19 protein-coding genes are annotated in these 18481 nt (G+C 53.9%); 9 read left to right on the top strand and 10 right to left on the bottom strand.

All coding sequences use genetic code 11. The features are described from left to right. Positions 1–66: 66 nt before the first annotated feature. Together MRBBS_RS16420 and MRBBS_RS16415 are read right to left on the bottom strand one after the other, a co-directional pair. Complete coding sequence (locus tag MRBBS_RS16420; RefSeq protein ID WP_014872713.1) at positions 67–720, bottom strand: DUF3306 domain-containing protein; 654 nt, start codon at positions 718–720, stop codon at positions 67–69. Continuing rightward, on the bottom strand, positions 720–1298 hold the full coding sequence (locus MRBBS_RS16415) for a DUF3305 domain-containing protein (protein WP_041635354.1): 579 nt from the start codon (positions 1296–1298) through the stop codon (positions 720–722). The genes MRBBS_RS16420 and MRBBS_RS16415 overlap by 1 nt, the downstream gene beginning before the upstream one ends. A 247-nt stretch (positions 1299–1545) precedes the next feature. Between MRBBS_RS16415 and MRBBS_RS16410 the strand changes: the two genes are divergently transcribed. Genes MRBBS_RS16410 through MRBBS_RS16395 form a run of 4 tightly spaced genes read left to right on the top strand, consistent with a single transcriptional unit; the run spans position 1546 to position 5462 of the window. Further along, positions 1546–3423: a 4Fe-4S binding protein gene (locus MRBBS_RS16410; RefSeq protein ID WP_227497535.1), complete on the top strand. Its 1878-nt coding sequence runs from the start codon at positions 1546–1548 to the stop codon at positions 3421–3423. 19 nt (positions 3424–3442) lie between these two features. Next, entirely contained in the window at positions 3443–4288 is an 846-nt protein-coding gene (locus MRBBS_RS16405) for an Mrp/NBP35 family ATP-binding protein (protein ID WP_014872710.1), read from the top strand. Beyond that, positions 4285–4989 (top strand): biotin/lipoate--protein ligase family protein, encoded by a 705-nt coding sequence (locus MRBBS_RS16400; protein WP_014872709.1) that lies wholly within the window; start codon positions 4285–4287, stop codon positions 4987–4989. Before MRBBS_RS16405 ends, MRBBS_RS16400 begins: the two co-directional genes overlap by 4 nt. Continuing rightward, positions 4986–5462 (top strand): DUF6505 family protein, encoded by a 477-nt coding sequence (locus tag MRBBS_RS16395; RefSeq protein WP_014872708.1) that lies wholly within the window; start codon positions 4986–4988, stop codon positions 5460–5462. The genes MRBBS_RS16400 and MRBBS_RS16395 overlap by 4 nt, the downstream gene beginning before the upstream one ends. Before the next feature lie 16 nt (positions 5463–5478). On the opposite strand, the gene MRBBS_RS16390 is transcribed toward MRBBS_RS16395, so the two are convergent. From MRBBS_RS16390 to MRBBS_RS16360, 7 genes are all read right to left on the bottom strand, one after another. Next, entirely contained in the window at positions 5479–6726 is a 1248-nt protein-coding gene (locus MRBBS_RS16390; protein ID WP_014872707.1) for a molybdopterin-binding protein, read from the bottom strand. After that, the gene (gene mobB, locus MRBBS_RS16385) at positions 6723–7235 is read right to left on the bottom strand and encodes a molybdopterin-guanine dinucleotide biosynthesis protein B (RefSeq protein WP_014872706.1); all 513 of its coding nucleotides are present in this window, start codon (positions 7233–7235) and stop codon (positions 6723–6725) included. The genes MRBBS_RS16390 and mobB overlap by 4 nt, the downstream gene beginning before the upstream one ends. Next, the gene (gene mobA, locus MRBBS_RS16380; RefSeq protein WP_014872705.1) at positions 7211–7798 is read right to left on the bottom strand and encodes a molybdenum cofactor guanylyltransferase MobA; all 588 of its coding nucleotides are present in this window, start codon (positions 7796–7798) and stop codon (positions 7211–7213) included. The genes mobB and mobA overlap by 25 nt, the downstream gene beginning before the upstream one ends. A 32-nt stretch (positions 7799–7830) precedes the next feature. Beyond that, positions 7831–8700 carry a formate dehydrogenase accessory sulfurtransferase FdhD gene (gene fdhD / locus MRBBS_RS16375; protein ID WP_014872704.1) on the bottom strand — a complete coding sequence of 290 codons (870 nt, stop codon included), beginning with the start codon at positions 8698–8700 and terminating at the stop codon, positions 7831–7833. A gap of 65 nt (positions 8701–8765) precedes the next feature. Then, positions 8766–9572, bottom strand: a complete 807-nt coding sequence (locus MRBBS_RS16370; protein WP_014872703.1) for a substrate-binding domain-containing protein — start codon at positions 9570–9572, stop codon at positions 8766–8768. A gap of 70 nt (positions 9573–9642) precedes the next feature. Next, a complete protein-coding gene (locus tag MRBBS_RS16365) occupies positions 9643–10386 on the bottom strand; it encodes an ATP-binding cassette domain-containing protein (RefSeq protein ID WP_041635352.1) in 744 nt (247 codons plus the stop codon). After that, on the bottom strand, positions 10383–11081 hold the full coding sequence (locus tag MRBBS_RS16360; RefSeq protein ID WP_014872701.1) for an ABC transporter permease: 699 nt from the start codon (positions 11079–11081) through the stop codon (positions 10383–10385). The genes MRBBS_RS16365 and MRBBS_RS16360 overlap by 4 nt, the downstream gene beginning before the upstream one ends. Positions 11082–11196: 115 nt before the next feature. Between MRBBS_RS16360 and MRBBS_RS16355 the strand changes: the two genes are divergently transcribed. Next, positions 11197–12081 carry a helix-turn-helix transcriptional regulator gene (locus MRBBS_RS16355; RefSeq protein ID WP_014872700.1) on the top strand — a complete coding sequence of 295 codons (885 nt, stop codon included), beginning with the start codon at positions 11197–11199 and terminating at the stop codon, positions 12079–12081. Between the two features lie 749 nt (positions 12082–12830). Here the strand turns inward: MRBBS_RS16355 and MRBBS_RS16350 are convergent. Beyond that, complete coding sequence (locus tag MRBBS_RS16350; RefSeq protein WP_014872698.1) at positions 12831–13268, bottom strand: VOC family protein; 438 nt, start codon at positions 13266–13268, stop codon at positions 12831–12833. 633 nt (positions 13269–13901) lie between these two features. Between MRBBS_RS16350 and phnW the strand changes: the two genes are divergently transcribed. From phnW to MRBBS_RS16330, 4 genes are all read left to right on the top strand, one after another. Then, a complete protein-coding gene (phnW, locus tag MRBBS_RS16345) occupies positions 13902–15170 on the top strand; it encodes a 2-aminoethylphosphonate--pyruvate transaminase (RefSeq protein WP_264641009.1) in 1269 nt (422 codons plus the stop codon). Positions 15171–15226: 56 nt separating this feature from the next. Further along, the gene (gene phnX, locus MRBBS_RS16340; protein ID WP_014872696.1) at positions 15227–16099 is read left to right on the top strand and encodes a phosphonoacetaldehyde hydrolase; all 873 of its coding nucleotides are present in this window, start codon (positions 15227–15229) and stop codon (positions 16097–16099) included. Then, the gene (locus MRBBS_RS16335; RefSeq protein ID WP_014872695.1) at positions 16096–16698 is read left to right on the top strand and encodes an HD domain-containing protein; all 603 of its coding nucleotides are present in this window, start codon (positions 16096–16098) and stop codon (positions 16696–16698) included. Before phnX ends, MRBBS_RS16335 begins: the two co-directional genes overlap by 4 nt. Before the next feature lie 730 nt (positions 16699–17428). Continuing rightward, on the top strand, positions 17429–18478 hold the full coding sequence (locus MRBBS_RS16330) for a putative 2-aminoethylphosphonate ABC transporter substrate-binding protein (RefSeq protein ID WP_014872693.1): 1050 nt from the start codon (positions 17429–17431) through the stop codon (positions 18476–18478). Positions 18479–18481 lie beyond the last annotated feature (3 nt).

Here is an 18481-nt window from a genome sequence, read left to right as displayed (position 1 = left end):
TTGATGACTACACTAAATAGTATTTATAGAGTCGATTTGCGTTTTGCGCAACTTTGTTTACAAATACTAATATTCAAAACGCATCCGGGGGCGATAGCGCGGCGCAGATTCCACGTCAGCTTCGATCACTTTTGCCTCTGCCTCAGTAACTTTCGCTTCAGCCTCGATAACGTTCGCTTCAGCCTTGATAACAGAAGGTTCGAAGTGGCGAATGGTGGGCAAGGAATCAGCGGCGATTTCGGGCTTTGCTGTTTCGGCGCCCAGCTCTGGGGTAACCACGAGGGCAACGGTTCCCTGAGCCTCAGCTGGCACGTCAGCCCTTTTTGTTTTATCGATTAGACCCTGGCCCACTTTATACAGGGTTTTCACGGCGTTGCCTGCAGTGGCGGCATCAGAGAAATCTTCATCGTAGTCATTGAGTCCGTCCAGCACCGCCAGAACCGGGTTGGACTTCCACAGCGCGCGCAGGGCCTTGCGGCGCAGAAGTTCAGGAATCTCTTTCCGCATAAACCCTGTAATGTCTGTGCCCAGCTCGATTGCATCCGGGTCAGGCAAATCGTACTTCTCTAACACGCCAAGCTCGGGCATGGCCTCATTGACGGCGAGCTCCTGTTCTTCGAACGACAGTTCGGGCTCAACCGTCGAAGCGGGGGCGAGTTTAGCTTCTTTGCCAGCTTTGGTTTTTTTGCGTGACCAACGCTGTAAGCGTGACTCAGCCATCAGTGAACTCTTGGTTTTTTAATGTGAGCGGGTGCGCGGAAAACGTCGCTCTGCTGAGGGATGCGTACATCGCCTTTTCCATCTTGAATGCCATCAACCCGGTGCTTGTCGCGACGGCGTTTCTTGAACGGCTCTTCGATGTAGTGCATCTGGATAAACTCGTCGATCCAGGCTGCAAGGGACTCGGGAATTGGCACAGCCTCGACGATGCTTTCGCCACTGTCCAAGGAATCCTGAGCTTCAAAGGCGCTCGCCGTAATGGTACTGACGAACCAGCCTGATGGGGACTGATTGCTTTCATCACGATCCATTATGATCCACACCGAAGGTACAGCCATATTCAGGGACACAAGGTAGGACTCCACATCGGCGCGAAATAATTCCATTGTGACTGTGCCGGCGTGGTAGTCGACCACCTCGCCGTCGCGCACAAGCTCTTTCCAGAACGCCTCTGGTGCACCAGGTATGACAGCCACGGGTTTCCACACATCTCGCGCCCACCGCGTCACGCCGGGCATCCTGCGAACCAAGGCACCGACTGTTAATTCGCGTTTCCAATTATCTGCACGATTGTTCATATTTGCTCTCTTTTTTATGAACGCTAGCAGAACCCAAACAAATATTCCATTAACGAACTGTGCAATGACAAGCGGCTGTGGCATGCTCGGCAATCGGTAGAGACAACGTATTCGCACAAAAACAACTAAACGGGTCACAACTCCGATGACGGCACACAAAACCCTTCTGTTATGTACTTGCGATCAAACTCAGTCCTTTAATTCCAAGGCACTACAAACGGCTGCGGGAGCTGAACAGGTGATCGTGGTGGACCAACTGTGCGGCAAAAATATGAGAATTGCCGCCGAGCACCTGGGTGACGGTAATGAGTTGCTCATTGCCTGTGGTCAACAGGCCCCCCTGTTCGAGCGATTAGGTGAGGACGTGCAAGCTGAAACCCAGCATTGTGCACCGTTCAGCACCATCGACATTCGAGATCGTGCTGGCTGGGGTTCAGCAAACGCAAAGCCCAAGCGCTTGCACGCCAAACAAGCGGCCTTGCTTGCTGCGGCCCAGCTACCGGCCCCTATGGTCCCCGTGAAAAGCATTCAGTCCAGCGGTGTGTGTTGCATTGTCGGCCCTACCGAGCAGGCCATCAGAATGGCCGAGCTGGTACAGGACGAACTGGGCGTCACATGCATTGTCAATGATGCGGGGCCGATACAACTGCCCTCCGCCGGTTATAACGTTGCTAAAGGTCAACTGACGGTCGCCCAGGGCGCGTTAGGTTGCTTTAAACTGGAGTTTGCCCAGCTGCAGACCCTGAATCTCGCGGGTCGCGGCGCCCTTGGTTACGGCGAGGCTGAAGCCACTGCCCGTAGTGAGTGCGACGTGTTTATCGACCTGCGTGGCGTCGAGCCGGCGTTTCCCAGTTATCAAAAACGCAACGGCTACTTTTGGGCCGACCCGACCAAAGCCGGAGAGTTAGAGCGTATTGCTCTGACTGCCAGGGACCGGGTCGGTGAGTTTGAGAAATCCGTGTATTTCAAGCTGGAAACCTCCCTTTGTGCCCACTCCCGGGCGAATCAGCCCGGTTGCACCCGCTGTCTGGACGTTTGCCCCACCGAGGCGATTTTTTCCGCCGGGGACCACGTAGAAATCAATTCGGATATTTGCGCCGGCTGCGGGTCCTGCGCGGCGGTTTGCCCGACGTCAGCCGTAACCATGAACGAAACCCCCTTCGAGGCCCTAACCCAAGTTATAGCGGTTATGGCGAAGGTCTATCGCGAGCAAGCTGACGAAGCTCCGCGTCTGGTTTTTCACACATTGGGCACTGGTAATGACGCTATCGCACGGCTCGCACGATATGGTGCCGGACTGGCGGATGACCTCATCCCGCTGGGGCTAGAGCATGTTGATCGGGTGGGCCATGCCGAGATACTGGCTGCGTTTGGAGCGGGTTACGCTGAAGTCTTGATCCTGGCAGACAACGAGACAGACCGTCAGGCCGTGGCCGCTGAGGTTGAGTTGGCTCAAGCCATGCTTGGCGGCACTCATCATTCCACCACCAGGGCCCGGGTAATCGCAGCCGACGAGTTGAGCGCAGCCGCGGACAACGCCGGACGAGTGAGCCAGCCGATTTTACTGGTCGGCGGTCGCCGTGATATCACACGGGTCTCTGTCGCCGCCATGGCAGACAGGATCGAAGCACCGATTGCCCTGCCAGCGGGTGCACCCTACGGCGCAATCGAAATCAATCCCGACAAGTGCACGCTCTGTCTGGCCTGCGTATCGCTCTGTCCCACTGGTGCCCTGGGCGATCATCCGGACCGGCCAGAGGTTCAGTTCACGGAAAACGCCTGCGTTCAATGCGGCGTCTGCGAAAGCACTTGCCCGGAAACGGCCATCATTCTGAAGCCCCGGCTGGATCTGTCGAACGATGCGCTGATCCCGAGAGCATTGCATGGCGAAGATCCTTTCGAATGTATCAGTTGTGGTATTCCCTTTGGCGTTGCCAGCACCATCAACCGGATTGTTGAGAAGCTGGAGAACAAACACTGGATGTACACCAACACGGATAATGTTCAATTGGTCAAGATGTGTAACGACTGTCGGGTTAAATCGCAATTCCACGGTGATAACTCGCCCATGGCGATGGGCGAGCGTCCCCGCATTCGCACCAGCGACGACTACCGAGACAGCTAAAAATCAATCAGGACACAACATGACTCAATACACCGAAGTAGGTAACCCCGGCCTGATCGCTTCAGACGCGCCTCGGCCGAAAGACAAAAACCCGGAGGGGATTGATCGCATCATTGCTATCTCCTCGGGCAAAGGCGGTGTAGGTAAGTCGACAGTGGCGTCCAATCTGGCTGTCGCGCTAGCCTCGAAAGGTCTTAAAGTGGGCTTGTTAGACGCCGACGTTTACGGCCCCAGCCAGCCCCGCATGCTGGGTGTTTCTGGGCGCCCTTCCAGCCCTGACGGGCATACCATATTGCCCCTGCGCAACCACGGTGTGACACTGATGTCCCTGGGTCTGATGACCCCGGATGACGAAGCAATTATCTGGCGCGGTCCGATGTTGATGGGTGCCCTGCAGCAGATGATGAACCAAGTGGATTGGGGCAGGCTGGACGTGTTGCTGGTGGATCTTCCGCCAGGTACCGGTGACGTCCAGATGACCCTGAGCCAGAAATTCTTTGTTGCGGGTGCCATTGTGGTCTCGACACCTCAGGACATTGCTCTGATGGACGCGCGCAAAGGCATTGATATGTTCAACCGGATGGACGTGCCACTACTGGGCATAATTGAAAACATGGCGTCCTTTGTCTGCGACGGCTGCGGTAAAGAGCATCACCCCTTCGGATCCGGCGGCGCCCGGGCTGAGGCAGAAAAGATTGGAGCGCCCTTTTTAGGAGAAATCCCACTCGACCTGGACATTCGTATCGGTTCGGACGGCGGGGTTCCAATTGTGGTGTCAAAGCCGGAAAGCCCTCAAGCTCAAACCTTCCAGCGCATTGCGGATGAAATTATCGCTTCTGACGCTTACGCCCAGGCCATGCGATGAGCGAATCACCTCAATTCCCGCCGCTATTCTCTGGCGAAGTGGTTGCCAAACACACAGATCCGTTTGATAAGGCCGTCAGCCGCGCCATCGCAGGAGTCGATTCAGGCACGATCTTTTACTCCAATGGGGTCGAGACTTTGCGTGCGGCTCTGGTGCTGGCGCCGGAAACACCGTTGGAAGATGCTATCCAAGTCGTCTACGTTGCCCAAATAGGTTTGGCTGAAAGTCTGGGCGCACTGGCGCCGCCGGAAGTGCCCGTGCACTTTGAATGGCCTGATCGCATCAAGGTCAATGGCGCGGTCTGCGGTGGTGTCCGCTTTGCAGCGGACGTGTCAGATCCCAAAGCGTATCCTAAATGGCTCGTCATCGGCATTCATGTGGCCTTCAAGGCTTTGAACGACGAGCCTGGCAAAAATCCGAATGAAACCTGTCTGCAAGAGGAAGGTTGCGTCGAAATCACCCCTATGGCGCTGCTGGAAAGCTGGTCCAAACACACACTGCTGTGGCTGACCCACTTCATGGATAGCGGATTCGAGCGCGTACACAAAGAGTGGCGGCCACGCTGCGACACTCTGGGCGAAACGATTAGTTACCCAAAGCCCGGTGTCTTTTTTGGACTGGATGAAAAAGGCCGGATGCTATTGCGTCAGGATGTCATGACCGAGACACTAAGTTTGATTGAATTTGCGGAGCACACATGAAACTGGCCCGAACCCTGCGCTTGGATATATCTGACCAAAACGTATTTGCACTGCCGGCGCCCAGCGGAGAATGGGCAATTTCGGGCGGATTCGAATTTTCCAACTGGACCGAAGCCGATCTGAAGGGTAAGGCTCGTCAGGCCTTCAGTAACGGTTGGTACAGCATAGAGTCTGGTGGACGCGCCAGTTTTGTGGGTGTTTGCAGCATCACTGAAACCGAATTGGAGCAGCTGCGCACAACCCTGGCGAAAACCTTTGTTGAGCTTTATGGTGCGCCGGATATTGATGCTGCCTACCCCTTCGCCTGCGAAGAAATCGACCAGATGCGCAGCATGTGCGAGGACTTTGAGGACAACACCCTGATGATGGTCAGCCGCACACTGACAGAGTTGGGCGTTGAGGAGACCTACCACACTCGCGCACCGCAAGATGCTTCGCTTGAAGCCTTTGCCGTCCATGGCGACTACGAGTGATTATGCTCGACAGGCATTACAGGCCGAAGCTGGCGTAGGGGATAAACCGCACTGGAGTTCCCGGCTCTATCTGCTGAGCGCTGTCGTCCAAATCCACTAAACCATCGGACCAGGCCAAACCGGTGACCCGGCCCGAGCCTTCAGAGCCGAATGCTTCAACCTGCCCATTACGGACCCTAGCGCGCAACATCTCATTGCGCCCAGGCTTCTTGTTCTTGTAAAAATTGGCGGGAACCATATAGCCTTGGGGTTCGAACCACTCCCCCCCTGCCAGCAGCGCCATCGCGGGTGCGCCAAAGCACAGCGCGCAAACCCAGGCTGCAACCGGATTCCCCGGCAAACCCACCACGGGCGTGCCCTGGAACATGGCCAGCGCCAGAGGGCGGCCCGGTTTGATCGCAATGCGCCAATTGCTGATTTCACCATGGGCTTTCAGTGTTTTCGACACATGGTCTTCGTCGCCTGCGGAAATGCCTCCACTGGTCAGGATCAAGTCGCACTGCTCAGCTCCGCGCTCCAACGCCGCTTTGACGTCTTCGGCCCGGTCCAGCACGTGGCCCAGGTCCACCAGTTGATAGCCAAGCTGCGCTACCAGAGCGCTTAGCATCGGGCGATTTGCATCGTAAATCTGCCAATCGGTGACTGCTGAACCGACTGGCTTTACCTCATCACCCGTGGACAGGACTCCAACGCGAAGCCGCTGATAGACGTCGGCCGACTCGACACCAACACTGGCGAGGACTGAAATCTGGGTAGGCGTCAGGCGGGTGCCCGCTGTTAGAATCCGATCCTGTGCCTTGATGTCTTCACCGGCCTTACGCAGATTGGCGCCCGCTTTCAACGTGCCGTTTAAATGTAGCTGATCACCGACGACCTCGCAGTCCTCTTCCAGAACCACCGTATCAGTGCCGGCCGGTATTACCGCGCCGGTTAGAATCCGAATAGCGTGTCCCTCAGGCACATGCTCCTTGTACGGCTCCCCGGCGGCACTTCGGCCATCAATTAAAGGTAGGGCGCAGGGCACCTCGGTCAAAGGCCCTGCAAACGCATAGCCATCGACCGCAGAATTACTGCTGGGAGGGTGAGCGCGAGGCGCATAGACATCGCTCGCCAGTATCCGGCCATTTACCTGCGGCAGCGGGACAGCGTGATCCACACCCACTACTGGGTGTAAGCGCGAGTGCAATCGCTCCAGCGCCTCGTTTACCGGCGTCCAGTTTACCCCGGGGGGCAAGGCAAAACAGTCATTACGAAGTGGGTTCATGGCTTTCCAGAATTTAGCATAAAGTCAGCGATTTCAGACACGTCGTTCATATCAAAACCGGGACCCGCAAAATCCGGAGAATAGTCCGTTGCCACAGCAATGATGCTGGCGTCGTTCGGATACAGGGGCTCACGGTTGCACTCCTGCCTGTGTACCTCAATTTTGGGGTGTGAATGGGTTTTAAACCCCTCGACTATGACCCAGTCGCAGGGCCCCAGCCGGGCGAGCAGTTCTTCAAGTGTTGGTTCGTCGGCGCCGCGCAGTTCGTGCATGATAGCGAAGCGTTGCCCACCCGCCAGTATGACCTCCCTGGCGCCGGCATCACGATGACGGTAGCTATCGGTATCGGGTTGGTCCACATCCACCGCATGATGGGCATGTTTGATCGAATTTACCGTTAACCCTCTGCTGGTCAGTTCGCGAATCAATGAACTGACCAGGGTGGTTTTCCCGCAGTTTTTCCAACCTACAATACCAATAACGTTCACTTCAGGTTCCGCTCCGCCCACACTAGATCTTCCGGCGTATTAATGTTGAAAAAGTCGTCCGGGCCAAACAATACCAAAGACTCACCATTGGCCTGGGTCCATTGGCGGATCTTGCGGACGCCGTCATTTAAAGCGGCCCTCAAATCATGTCGCAAAGCGACTTGCCAACGGCCAAAGGTCGGCTGGGGCAGTCGGCCACGCTTCGGATCCGGCGTGGCGGCCAAAACGACCGGGGTATCGCATTCGGCTAATCGTGCTGCCAGATCCAGTGGGAAGCAAGGGGTATCCGCAGCGACACTGATCAGCCATTCATGCCCTTGCTCGGCAGCCCAATCCATGCCTGCGAGCACACCGGCCAGCGGGCCCGGAAAATCGGCGACAGAATCGGCTACCACGGGCAAGCGCAGATCATCAAAACGACTCAAATCGCCATTGGCGTTCAACACTAAGGCGGCGACCTGCGGTGTGATTCGATCGATGACACGATGGATCAATGACTGACCGCCCAACATCAATCTTCCTTTGTCACCACCGCCCATTCGGTTTGCCTGGCCACCCGCCAGAATGACCGCGCACTCAGTCATGTTCCGTTCCCATTAATAGTACTCCGCTCGAGTCAGTCACGCTGAGCGCCCTTGCGCCCCATTCTTTTGTCTTCATCGGGAATCTGAGACAAGTCCTGATCGAACACCAGACGGTGCTGGCCACTGAGGCAGGTGAATTTCTTGCCTCGCATCCGTCCGATCAGTGTCAACCCAACCTGCTGTGCAATATCGACACCCCAGGCCGTAAAGCCTGATCGGCTGATGAGGGTAGGGATCCCCATCAGGGCCGTCTTGATAACCATTTCGGAGGTCAGGCGGCCAGTGGTATAGAGGACTTTATCCGACGCCTCGATGCCGGTTAAGTGCATCCAACCTGCGATCTTGTCGACCGCATTGTGACGCCCGACATCCTCCATGTAGGCCAGAATCTGACGGCCCTGACACAGGGCGGTGCCATGAATGGCGCCGGTTTCCATGTACAGGCTGGGCGTGTGGTTAATCTGGTAGGAAAGATCGTAAAAGGTACTGGTGTGCACCGGTGTATCTGGCAGTGACAGCCCGTCGAGCCCTGCCATCATGTCACCGAACACAGTGCCTACGGCGCAGCCGGAAGTGCGGGTTTTCTTTTCCAGCTTGTTCTCGACATCAGTAACACCCGCGGTGCGGACCACAACAACTTCCAGTTCTTCGTCGAAATCAATCCCCGTGACCTCGTCGGTCTCTTTTAGCATACCCTGATTCAAGAGAAAACCGAGCGCCAGGTACTCCGGATGATCGCCGATGGTCATTGCCGTGACGATCTCCTGACTGTTCAGATAGATGGTCAGAGGGCGCTCTTCGATCACGCTGATCGACTTTGGTTGACCGTTTTCGTCAACGCCTTCAACCCTACGGGATAGCCGAGGGTCGGCAGGGTTTGGCAGAAGATAGGTGATCGTCATGTTTGTTGCTGTCCTTTCAGAAACGCCACGAGCTTGAGCCTCGATAGCGGACCATAAAGAGTAGCCTATTTTGCATTAGGGAAAAAGAGCTGTTGTCCGTCCACTTGGAAGTCGGCAATCGCTTTTTGGCCCTGCCCGGAGATGAGCCACTTGTGCCACTTCTCAGCCAGATTGTGCTTGAGATGCGGGTGCTTTTCTTTGAGGAGCAGCAGGCTACCGTACTGGTTGCGCAACACGTCGTCGCCTTCAAAAAGTAGTGTCAGGTTCTGCCGGTTTTTAAATGCTACCCAGGTGGCGCGGTCTGACATTACGTAGGCATCCATGGCGGCGGCGGTATTAAGCGTTGGGCCCATGCCACTGCCGAGTTCGCGGTACCAGTCGCCATCAGGCTCAACGCCGGCATTTTCCCAAAGGCGCAGTTCGGCGCGATTGGTGCCACTGTCGTCGCCGCGTGAGGCAAACGGTGCCTGTGCCTCGGCAATGCTCGCAAACGCTTCGGCGGCGGTTTGAGCTTGCCCGACATTCGCCGGATCATTGCCGGGGCCGATCACTACGAAGTCGTTGTACATCACATCGGCGCGCTCAGTGGCGTCGCCGTTTTCTACAAAACGCAGTTCGCCGGCCGTGTCATGTACGAGAAGGCTGTCGGCATCACCGCGGCGGGCGATCTCGAAAGCCTGCCCGGTGCCTACCGCGACTACACGTACCTCGATGTCGGTGGCCTCCTTGAACTGCGGAAGGATGGCATTGAATAGCCCCGAGTTTTCGGTCGAGGTTGTCGAGGCAAGAGTAATGTAGTCATCGGCGTAGGCGCCAGCGGTCAGGCCCAGGGTGGTTAAGCCTGCGAGTACAAGCGTTAAGGTTTTTCTCATTTTGTTATTTTCCTGCCGTGTTTTGAAAACTTGCATTGAACAATTACTCGGCAAAGGCGAAAGAACCGCACTATTCGACCAGTTCTCCGGCAATAAACGCTCGCGCCTCTTTCGACACAGGTGAGCTAAAAAAGGATTCAGCAAGGGTGTGCTCGTGTATTTTTCCGCCGGCAAGAAATAGTACATCCCCGGCAAGACGTTTGGCCTGGTATAGGTCATGAGTGGTCATGACGATGCGTGTTCCCCGCTGGTGAAACTCGCGCACGGCGGTTTCCACGGCTTTAATTGCCGCCGGATCGAGCGCGGAAGTGGGTTCATCCAAAAACAGCACTGCGGGGGCAAGCACCCAAGCGCGAGCCAGCGCCAGACGCTGCTGTTCGCCGCCTGAGAGCACGCGAGCCGACGTATCGGCGCGGGCAGTCAGACCGAAGCGCTCAAGCGCCTCACGGGCGAGCTTTCTGCGTGCCTTGCGCGGGGTATTGTTCACCGCCAGCGCGTGGGTGAGGTTGGCCTCAGCTGAGCGGCGCAACAGTACCGGGTTTTGGAACACCATTGCCTGGCGGGGCCGCCCCTCGCCGGACCAGGACACCTGTCCCTGGGTGGGGGAAAGCAGGCCGTGGGCCAGTCGCAGCAAAATGCTCTTTCCAGCGCCATTAGGCCCCATAACCAGTGTGGGACCAGACCCCGTCAGGGTAAATGAACAAGGTCCTAACAGCGTCTCGCCCAGGTGGCTGAAAGTGACGCCCTCAAAGCGCAACTCTGTTGGCGGGCAAAGCGTGGACGCGGCGCTGAGTAGTGCCTTAAATGAAGTCATCCCACCCGCCTTTTGGCCAATTCGCTCACCACATAAGCGCCTGCATTAATCAGCATTACCAGCGTCAGTAGTACGATCCCGAGCCCTAGCGCCAGCGGAAGGTCGCCCTTGCTGGTTTCCAGCACAATGGCAGTCGTCATTACCCTTGTGACTCCGTCAATGTTGCCTCCTACCATCATCACAGCGCCCACCTCGGCGCTGGCGCGGCCGAACCCGGCGAGTAATACGGTCAGTAGCGTAAAGCGGGCGTCCCACAACAAGGTCGGCATCATTCGTGACTGCGACATACCCAGTGAAAGGAATTGTTCCCGGTACTCACCCAGAAGCTCCTCCACCTTTTGGCGCGACAGCGCCGCCAAAATCGGCAGCACCAGCACGAATTGCGCAATCACCATAGCCGTCGGCGTAAACAGAAGCCCCCATTCACCAAGAGGCCCAGCGCGCGAGAGCAGTAAGTAGACAGTCAGCCCGGCCATAACAGGGGGCAGCCCCATCAGGGCATTAAGCGCGACAATCACCCCTCCGCGCCCGGGAAAGCGCCATAGCGCGACCGCTGCACCCAGCGGAAATCCCAGCAGGGCTGCGGCCAGTACTGCCAAAAGCGAAACCTGTAGCGACAGAGCCACAATCTGAAATAATGCGGCGTCCAGGTTCATCAGTAACGACAGCGCTACATAAAACGCATTATTTTCCACAGCGGCGTCTCCTTATTGTTGAGCATAATGTTATTTTCAATTACGCTTTGCACTGTTTGTTGAAATTCATGCAGCTTAAAACAGTCTTACGTTTATCCATGCAGCAGGAGAGACGATGCCCCTTCCCGCCTACTTAACGACGTCGGAAGTCGCCGATTATCTGCGCCTGAAAGAACGCAAGGTTTATGATCTGGTCAGCCAGGGAGTTATTCCCTGCGTACGAGTGACAGGAAAGCTTCTGTTTCCGCGTCAGCGTATCGATCTTTGGCTGATGAACCATCTGGAAGGGGACGACGCGAAAGGCCTGCCGACCCCACCGGTGCTGGCGGGCAGCCAGGACCCGCTGTTGGAGTGGGCCATTAAAGAAAGCGGCGCCGAGCTGGCGTTGTTGTGTCAGGGAAGCGGCGATGGTGTTCAGCGACTGCTCGACGGCCGCGCGATGCTTGCCGGCATGCATATCTGGCATGCGGAAAACCAACGCTATAACGACCCTGCTACTCTAGGCCTTGGCGGCATGCGAGACCTGGTGCTGATTCGCTGGGCGAAACGCCAGCAGGGGCTACTTTTAGCCTATGATAATCCCCATCGTGTTTCTCGATTTGAAGACATCGCTCGCCCCGGCATACGTGTCGCCCATCGTCAGCCTGATGCCGGCGCTAGCGAGTTGCTGCAGAGTTTTCTTACTCGTGACCGTATCAACGCCAAAGATCTTACGTGGGCCGCTAATCCGTCACTCGGTGAGGACGATCTCGCTCTGGCTATTCGCCAGGGTGAGGCAGACGTGGGCATTGCAATCGAAGCCGTTGCGCGACGGCAGAGACTGGCTTTTATTCCACTGCAGCAGGAGCATTTTGATCTGGCCATGCGCCGCCGACACTACTTTGAACCAGCCTGTCAGCGTCTGCTGGCGTTTGCACAATGCGAGCAGTTCGCCCAACGCGCCGGGGAACTGGGCGGTTACGATATCAGCGAGCTCGGACACGTGATGTACAACGCATAAGCGACGTTTTACTTTTATGGAAGCCCCTCGTTATAGGCAAGGTTGAATAAGACTTCCCCCGAAACGTTACCCACAAGCGAGCGTGGATGCCAGTGGGTCAATATGGATGAGACCAGCACAAAAAAGCCGATTTTCCGGGGCTTTAGGGTATTTTAGTGGATCTTGCTGGACCTCTTGAAACTCTTGGTTGGTGGGACGGCGGGAATTGAACCCGCATCCGCCAGCACTGTGCCTTAGGATCTACATGCTTGTGTCCCTTTACTGATTTAACTTCAGGCTACCCGAAGGTCAGGGCGCAAGAAGCGAGTTCTTACGCGCAACGTTCCAAACAGCGCCGGCCAACTACTGGGCAGACATTCTGCAGGAAGCGGGTATTGCAGCAGCTCAACCGAGTGCCATTGGAGATTTGCGCGAACAGTACAACCGCGAAGCTGATGACACATCAGGAATGGCTTTGGGGAGTTTCTCGTTCTCAACCTACGTGAACCACTCCAGTGGCCACAGCATTACGCAGATTGATCACTGCTCAGTTCGCCCGACAGAAGCATCTACCCGGGCCTTTGTGCCAGCCTCGTTATGAGGTTGGTTTTTTTTATGCGTTAACGAACCTGCAAAAATCGCTAGTCGCCGGATTTTTCCTCTATCTAGAGGACAACCCGAGTCGATACCCTGACTGTTTTCGAAAATAACATGTATTTATGTGGTTGCGCTGGCCCTCGCAATGAGTCGTAAATATCGGATTCAGAGACTCAGTTTTTGCGGAAGAGCTGGGCTTCGCGGTCCTTGAAAGCTTTAAATTCTAAAGCGTTTCCCGAAGGGTCGTAAAAAAACATGGTGGCTTGCTCCCCCGGCTCACCCTTAAAGCGTATGTAGGGCTCAATTTCGAAAGCCACTCCGTGCTCACGTAGTTTTGCAGATAGCGTGTTCCATGCATCCATTTCCAGAACCACCCCAAAGTGCGGAACGGGCACGCCGTGGCCGTCTACCGGGTTTTTATGAGTGTTTGCGGATTGCTCTTTCAGTGCAGGGTTGAGATGACAAACAAACTGATGACCGTACAGGTCGAAGTCGACCCAGCTTTCGGACGAGCGGCCTTCAGGGCAGCCTAGAAAATCACCATAGAATCGGCGAGCTTCGTTTATATCTCGAACTTGTATGGCGAGATGAAATGGATCTTGCACGGCCATAGTGTGTGTCCCCGGCGTGATAAGTATGAAATGAACGACTGAATGTCGCTAGGCAGGCTTTTTCGACGCAACCTTCGTTGTGATTTCGGAAACACCATCAAGGCTCAAGTATAACGTTGCACCGCGAGCTAGAACACCAACGTGGCCCTGCTTTGCTAGCGCGTAGCTAAGCCCAGTTCTCGAGACTGGCGACTAGAGAACGGCACACTGGGTCTGATGTGTGGTGATCAAGTGACTATATTCCCTGATGTCAGAATTTTACCCTGAATCTGAAGTTGTGGAAGCATCCACAGGTGCCAACGCGAAGAGCGCTACGCTCTGAAAACACGCATTTAAGGTCTGAACGCCGGCGCCAAAGTTGCTAAGGGTTTCGAACACTTAGCGGAGAAGAATCGAGGCGATATTGTGCAATCAGGCTGTACTTCTGGTGCCCATCGTTTCTCTGGCGTATACCAAGTGTTCCGGATGGCGATAGGCTAATTCTGGCTGGCGGCCTCCGAGGTACGGATACTCTGGATAGTATGAAAGCCATCAATGACGAGTTCGGAGCCTTGCTTTACCGGCATAAAATTGTGCTCGATCGTTGCTATGACTGGCGATTCTAGAAAGGGTCCCTGAATCAGATTCCGCTCAGTGACGTTTTTATTTTCTAATTTATCGGTTTGGTGTATTCAGCCTGAACAGGCATTGACTATGTCGATACCAAGCAATAACATTGTTTTATTGCTGGTGTATACCAGAAAATTCGCAGAAAAATTGACCGCACAGAGGCAATATTCCATGAGTGCCATACCTGAAAATCCTTATTTGCTATTGACGCCAGGACCCTTATCGACCAGCCCCACGGTCCGTCAGGCTATGATGAAGGACTGGTGTACTTGGGACTCAGAATATAACGAGTTGGTGAATAGCATTCGTAGTCGGTTGGTTGAGCTAGCAGTCGAAGCACACCCTGCAGCGCGAGAAAAGTACACGTCGGTACTGATGCAGGGGAGTGGTTCAGCCTCCGTTGAAAGTGTTATTGGTTCGGTCGTGCCCAGAGACGGAAAGCTGCTGGTGCTGGCGAACGGCACCTACGGTAAGCGTATCGCACGGGCCGCAAACATACTGGCTATCGATAACGAGGTGTTGGATTTTGGCGAGCAAGGTGCCATCGACTTAGAGGCATTACAGCAGAAGCTTTTGGGCGACCACGGTTTTACCCACTTGGCGGTTGTCCATTGTGAAACAACCACCGGACGCCTGAACCCGATTGAAGAGATTGCGCCTGTTGTAAAGCAGGCAGGCCTCTGTTTGATTGTCGACGCGATGAGCAGTTTTGGCGGTGTCCCCATCGATATGGTTGGGCTGGGGATAGATTACCTGATCAGCAGCGCCAATAAGTGCATTCAGGGTGTTCCTGGGTTTGGTCTTATCGTTGCCAAGCGGGCCGAAATCGAATCAACCAAGGGTTACTCCAGGTCTATGTCCCTTGATCTTTTTGATCAATGGCACGCTATGGAAACAGGTGGAGGTAAGTGGCGCTTTACTTCACCGACACACACCGTCCGAGCTTTCGATCAGGCTCTGATTGAGTTGGCAGAAGAAGGCGGTATCGCAGCGCGCTGTGAACGATATCGGAAGAATCATCAGGTACTTGTAAGCGGCATGCGGGAGCTTGGTTTCGAGACCATGCTGGAAGATGAGGTGATGTCTCCCTTTATCACAACTTTCTATAATCCGGGTGCCAAGAGTTATAAGTTCGAAGAGTTTTATACGCGATTGAAGCGCCGTGGATTTGTTATTTATCCCGGCAAGGTATCGGACGCTGACTGTTTTCGGATTGGCAACATAGGTCATGTTTTCCCAGAAGACATGGAGCGGCTTATTGACGCTATTCGCCTTGAGCGCTATTGGCTCTGACTTCATTGCAGGCATTGAAAATCATTTAGATCTACCTTTTTAAAAGAGGAATTGTTATGAGTGTCAACGGCCAAGCAAAGAAAAAACCAGTGAGCGTTGTCGATTATAGTTATGTACGAAAATATAACGGGCCCATAAAAGCCGTCATCTGTGACTGGGCAGGAACAACGATCGATTATGGTTCGAGGGCGCCTATTATAGCTTTTCTAGCATTGTTCAAATCTCATGATATTGATGTGACTGAGGCGCAGGCACGCGAGCCGATGGGAACTGAAAAAAGCGTTCATATTCGTCGCATGCTTGCCATGCCAGCTATCTCAGCTAAATGGCAGAAGATAAAAGGCAAGCTTGCGACGGCGGAAGATGTGCAGACCCTTTACACGGAGTTCTTGCCCTTACAGCTGGCCAGTATTCGCAACTGTGGAGATCTTATTCCGGGTTGGCTTGAGACAGTCGATGAGTTGCGTGGTCAGGGGATAAAACTGGGCGCCAACACGGGCTATAACACTGAAATGTATGCTCAGGTAGCTGAGGTTGCCAGAAACTCTGGCTATGAAGCCGATGCAAACGTCTGTGCTACAGAAGTTTCGCAAGGTCGTCCGTATCCATACATGGCACAGGCAGTGATGGAAAAGCTCGGTGTGCTGGAAGCGCAAGCCTGTATTAAAGTGGACGATACCGAAACGGGTATTGAAGAGGGTCTCAATGCGGGTATGTGGACAGTGGCTGTTGCATTGAGCGGTAACGCAAACGGTTTAAGTTATGAACAGTGGTCGGCATTGTCAGTGGACGCGCAGGCCGCGGTGGCGGAAAAGTCGCGTAGACAGATGGCCTTGTCTGGTGCTCACTATGTGATCGATTCAGTGGCTGATTTGCCAGCTGTCATTGCCGATATCAACGCAAAACTTGCAGCCGGAGTTCAGCCGTGAATGGGCCTGTTTTAGATAATAGACTGGCCCCCGCGGCTATCTATGAAGAACTGGCGAAGTTGTTCGAAAAGTTTGGCGACGAACAGTACGGTGAGGCGATAACTCAGCGTGAGCACATGCTGCAAAGTGCACACATGGCTGAGGAGCGCGGAGAGTCGGATGCGATTGTGGTCGCAGCGCTGCTTCATGACGTCGGGCATTTCTTTAGCCCACAGACCGAGGAACTGGTGTCGGACGGTCGACCAGAGCAAAACTTCTGTCACGAGGTGTTGGGAGCACGCTTTCTGGAATCCTGTTTTGGTCCTGAAGTGATTGTGCCTATCCAGCTCCATGTCGCCGTTAAACGCTATTTATGCTCTGTCGAAGAGGGTTACTACGAATCGCTAAGTGAGGCATCAAAACATAGCCTGGTATTGCAGGGTGGACCGATGACTCCCGCCCAGGTAGAGAAATTCAGTGCAGGGAAGCATTCTGATGCTGCTATTGGCCTGCGGTATTGCGACGATCACGGCAAGCAAGTAGGTATCGATATTCCCGGTCTGGAATACTACAGGGAGCTGATCATCAAAATGGTGAAAAAAGACTTAAGGGCAGCCTGATTAGCGTCCGAATCTCCGCTGAACGCACTGAACCCGAAGCATAGACGGCAACGGGTGAGGTGTGGGGCGTTTTGACTCTCGTATTCAGCTCCCGGGAAGATCAGCGGATTTATGGCTGCTGTGAATCCTGTGCAGGTGGCGATGGCACTTTTATTGCTCAATCTAGCGAGTTGTTCAGAGGTTGCCTAGAGTCTTTCATGCTTATTTAGCAGTCTTCATTACCCTCCTCGTTGCACCAAAATAGCCCTCTCTCCCGCACCAAATTACAGCGCTATCTGTGAGCTTTTTGATAAATTGCCTTATATTGGTGCTCATTATTTATAGTGGTCTATACCATTTTATTTATTTTCCTTCTTTCAAAAAATACTTGGCATTTTTTTATTACTTTTAATTATAATTATTAAATTATAATTAAAACAGTGGTTTAAGATCAATTTCTTAAAATTTCACGTGTCACTCCGGCTCTGATTTTTTGGTTAAAGAATTCATCATTTCGTAAAAATATCACGGTAACTCAATGTGGTATAGACCATATTTTGGCGGATGCTCTTTAATGGACTATTAGATCTGTCTGTTCCGAAAAATTGGATGCAAAAGAATAAAAGTAGTTTCGAAATTGACTGGCATGGGGTTTGCTTCTAGGTAGATGAGCGGAGCTTATTCTGCTTTTCTTGGAAGGGGAGTCCGCTTTCCCGTTGCAGGACTCGCACAATCAGATGGAGTAAAATCTATGCAATTTGTATCTGCATTTAAGTTAACTAAAACGGCAATGGCGTCGGCTACTGCGGCGGCCCTGTTGATGGCGGGTTCTATTTCAGTGAGCGCCAACACGGAACTTACTGTCTACACGGCTTTAGAAGCTGACCAGCTGAAAATGTATCAGACCAGTTTTAACGAAGAGTACCCCGATATCGAGATTAAGTGGGTGCGTGATTCCACTGGAATTGTGACGGCGAAATTGTTGGCTGAAAAAGAAAACCCTCAAGCGGATGTTATCTGGGGTGTAGCGGGAACCAGTTTGTTGCTGCTGGATAGCGAGGGTATGTTGCTGCCCTATGCACCAAAAGGTGTGGAAAAGTTGTCTGATGGTTTCAAAAGCGCCTCAAACCCACCGTCTTGGGTCGGAATGAATGCCTGGGTGGCTGCCATCTGTTACAACAACATTGAAGGGGAAAAGCTTGGTTTACCTAAACCTACTTCCTGGAACGATCTATTAGATCCTGTCTATGAAGGCTATCTCATTATGCCTAACCCCGGTTCGTCTGGGACAGGTTTCCTCGATGTATCAAGTTGGCTTCAGATGTTCGGCACGGACGGTGGCTGGACTTACATGGATAACCTTCACAAGAACATCAGCCGTTACACGCATTCCGGATCACAGCCTTGCAAGCTTGCGGCGTCAGGCGAGATTCCTATCGGTATTTCATACGCTTATCGTGCCGCGCAGCTTATTGAAAAAGGCGCGCCGTTGGACGTGATTATACCTTCCGAAGGTGTGGGTTGGGAGCTGGAAGCGGCCGGTATTGTGAAAGGGACTAAGAACTTGGAGTCCGCCCAAAAGCTTATGGATTTCGCTGTATCACTCAAAGCTAATGAGATGTACAACAAAAGCTTTGCGGTAGTTGCTATGCCTGGAGTCGCTCAACCAGTTAAGCATTTCCCGCCTGAGGTAGAGTCGCTCATGATTAAAAATGACCTGGCTTGGGCTGCGGCTAATCGAGCTGAAATTCTGGCCGAATGGACTAAACGCTACGACGGCAAATCAGAACCCAAGAGCTAATTT

Source organism: Marinobacter sp. BSs20148 (genome assembly GCF_000283275.1).
GTDB classification, from domain to species: domain Bacteria; phylum Pseudomonadota; class Gammaproteobacteria; order Pseudomonadales; family Oleiphilaceae; genus Marinobacter; species Marinobacter psychrophilus.
This window is presented reverse-complemented; position numbering and strand designations above follow the sequence as displayed.